At 69.0% G+C, this 3,002-nt stretch carries 3 protein-coding genes; all 3 read right to left on the reverse strand.

The features are described from left to right. Positions 1–245: hypothetical protein (locus ABD714_RS20995; protein WP_344814414.1), on the reverse strand; the 245-nt coding region annotated here is incomplete at its 3' end. Positions 246–699: 454 nt separating this feature from the next. Continuing rightward, positions 700–1,704, reverse strand: coding sequence for an NAD(P)-dependent alcohol dehydrogenase (locus tag ABD714_RS21000; protein ID WP_344814415.1), 1,005 nt, complete (start codon positions 1,702–1,704; stop codon positions 700–702). Between the two features lie 123 nt (positions 1,705–1,827). Next, positions 1,828–2,727, reverse strand: a complete 900-nt coding sequence (locus ABD714_RS21005; protein WP_344814416.1) for an AraC family transcriptional regulator — start codon at positions 2,725–2,727, stop codon at positions 1,828–1,830. Between the last annotated feature and the right edge of the window lie 275 nt (positions 2,728–3,002).

Consider the following 3,002-nt stretch of genomic DNA (forward strand, 5'->3'; position numbering starts at 1 on the left):
ACTGCTTTGTCGATCGCCGCCCGGCCCTTCCAGGACGCTGACAACGCCGAGGCGGCGGTGGGGTAATTGCCGACGACGGACTTGGCCGACAGGCCGAGCGCGGTGCTCGCCTTCATGGACTCCGACAGCGCTGCTGCCGCGGACCCGGCCGAGATGATGCTCCCGAAACGGACGGCGAAGTCCTCCCCGAGCACCGACTTCGCCTGGTGTTCGAAAACTCTGGGGACTGCCACACGGTCGGACACCGTCGACCCGGTCGAGGCCCTGATTGCCAGGTCGCGTCCGGGCAATTCTCCGGTATTCGTCAGGGACTGCCTGATAGCGGGCCGACGCTCGTCCCGAGCTTGCGATACATGAACATGACAGTAAGCAACTCCGGCGACTACTCGGCGGCATCTCAGGCCGCGGGCGGTCCGACCTCGGCAATACTTTGGGCTCGTCATCTCAATCTCTAGATTACTGGCCAGCGCCGACAGTGCCTGCTGTCCAAGAGGCGTCGCTGCGGTTTGTGTCCCGTGTGGCAGCCAGACCGGCAGCCAACGTTGCACATTTTGGTGGCCTGGATCGCCCACGGGTGGACAGATTCACGCTCAGCGAAGCCAGCGAGGACGACTCCCAAGCGACTCGTAATGCGCAGGTCTAGGGACCGCCAGAGCGGCCAATTCAGAACAGCACTTCCACCCGGCCGACAGGGTCAGCTCACGTCCCGACCCGCACGATGGCCTTGAGCGAGTTCGGCTCCCGCGAAGCGAGGGTCATCGCGTCGGTGGCGTGATCGAGGTCGAAGTGGTGGGTGATCACCGGAGCCACGTCGACGGCGCCACTCGCGATCAGGTCGAGGGCCAGGGGGTAGGTGTTGGCGTACCGGAACGTGCCGGTGAGGGTGAGCTCCCGTCCCTGCACGAGAGGCACGTTGATGCTGACCTCGTCGGCTCCCATCCCGACCAGGACCACCCGGCCCGCTCGGGCCAGCGACGTCATGCCGGTGCTGAGGGCCGCCCCGGCTCCGGAGCACTCGACCTGGACGTCGTACTCGCCCTCCAGGGGCGTGGGGGCGAGTTGGGCGTGGAGACCGAGCCGGGCGGCGGCCTCGACCCGGAAGGCGTTCATGTCGGTGACGGTCACCTTGGTGGCGCCGAAGGCGCGGGCCACCTGGGCGGTCAGCAGACCGATCGGTCCGGCGCCGGTGACCAGGACCCGGTCCCCGGCCTGGACACCCGCCCGTCGACAGGCCCAGATCCCCACCGACACGGGCTCGGCCATGGCGGCGTGCTCGTGGTCGAGTCCCGCCGGGACGTCGTGGGCGAAGGCGGAGGCCAGCGTGACGTACTCGCAGATGGCGCCGTCGACCGGCGGGGTGGCGAAGAACACTACGTCGGGGCACAGGTTGTAGCGCCCGGAGAGGCAGGTGGGGCAGTTCCGGCACGGGACACCGGGCTCCAGCGCCACGCGCTTCCCGATGCGGTCGCTGCTCACCCCCTGGCCGACCCCCACGACGACTCCCGCCGCTTCGTGGCCGATGACCATCGGTGACTCGACGACGTACGGACCGATGCGGCCGTGCTCGAAGTAGTGCACGTCGGAACCGCAGATCCCGACGGCGACGACCCGGACGAGGACCTCACCGGGCTGGGGCTCGGGAACCGCCCGATCCTCGATGGTGAGCTCGTGCGGGGCGTGGAGGACGGCGCTGCGGTTGGTCACGATGCGGACTCCTGAGGGGTGGGGCTCCGTGGTGAGCCAGCACCGAATCTAGGCCTGCTCGCCCACGGGCACTAGAGAGCGCGATGTCGACCACTGGTACTTTCCTGCGCTTGCCGTCAGGGACTACCCGCGGTGGGTGCGGGGGGTGTGGCCGTGGTGGGCGCGGAACTGCCGGTTGAAGTTGGACAGGTTCGCGTAGCCGACCCGGTGGGCGATCGCGGCCACCGGCAGCGTGGTGCCGCGCAGCAGCTTGCCGGCCTGGGCCAGCCGGAGTCGCCGTACGGTGTCAGCGAACGTCACCCCGGTGACCCGGGCGAAGTAGCGAGAGAACGCGGACTCCGACATGCCGACGTGCCGGGCGGTGTCGGCCAGGCGCAGATCGGCGTCGCCGAGGTGGGCGAAGATGTAGCCGAAGGCGAGGTCGACCCGGTCGGCGGCACCGGTGCCTTCCTCGTCGAGCGACGTCGACCACTCCGCCGCCAGATAACGCCGTTCGCCGTCGGGGGCGTCCGACAGCAGACCCAGCAAGCCGAAGATGTGGCCGAGCCGCGCGGCGCCCTCCGTGACCCCGATCGCCTGCAGGCGTTCGGCGGCCGCGTCCCTGGTGGGACCGGAGAACTCGATGCCCCGCCGGGACTGCCGCAGCAGGGCGCGCGCGGCGCCGACCTCGGGCAGGAGGTCCGCGCAACGGTCGATCCACTGGGGATGGAACTGGAACACCACGTCCCGTTCCGGCAGGCGTTCGCCGGGAGCGAGGTCGCTGATCCAGTGGTGCGGCACGTGGGAACCCACCAGGACCAGCTGGCCGGCGCTGAACACGTCGATGCAGTCGCCGACCACGTACCAGCCGGTGCCGGCGGTGATCAGGTGCACCTCGTACTCGGGGTGGTGGTTCCAGCGGGAGAACGGGCTCGGCACGCCGTGGCGGTGCCAGCGGGCGGAGTGGTTCGGGTCGCTCGGCACCACCTCGCGAGCGGCCTGGATCGTGGCCAGCCGGTGCGCGACCTGTTCGGTCTGCGGCATGCGTCGCCCCCTCTGAGCCAGAACTGAGCATTGAGCAACAAAGTATCAGTGTGTGGCATCTCCGGCGCTATCTGCCCTCTGCCTTCCACCCCTAGCGTCTGAGTCGTACCCCTTCAGTCTCTGCACCACCACCTCTCAGGAAGGCGCACCATGGCCGCTGCGGCACACGAACAAGAAGCGAGTCCACTCCCACCCGGCGAGGTCTCGTTCACCGCGGTCGGGGTGAAGAAGCACTACCCGGGCGTGAAGGCCCTGGACGGAGTCGACCTGGAAGG

The organism is Microlunatus aurantiacus (assembly GCF_039536605.1).
Classification (GTDB): domain Bacteria; phylum Actinomycetota; class Actinomycetes; order Propionibacteriales; family Propionibacteriaceae; genus Microlunatus; species Microlunatus aurantiacus.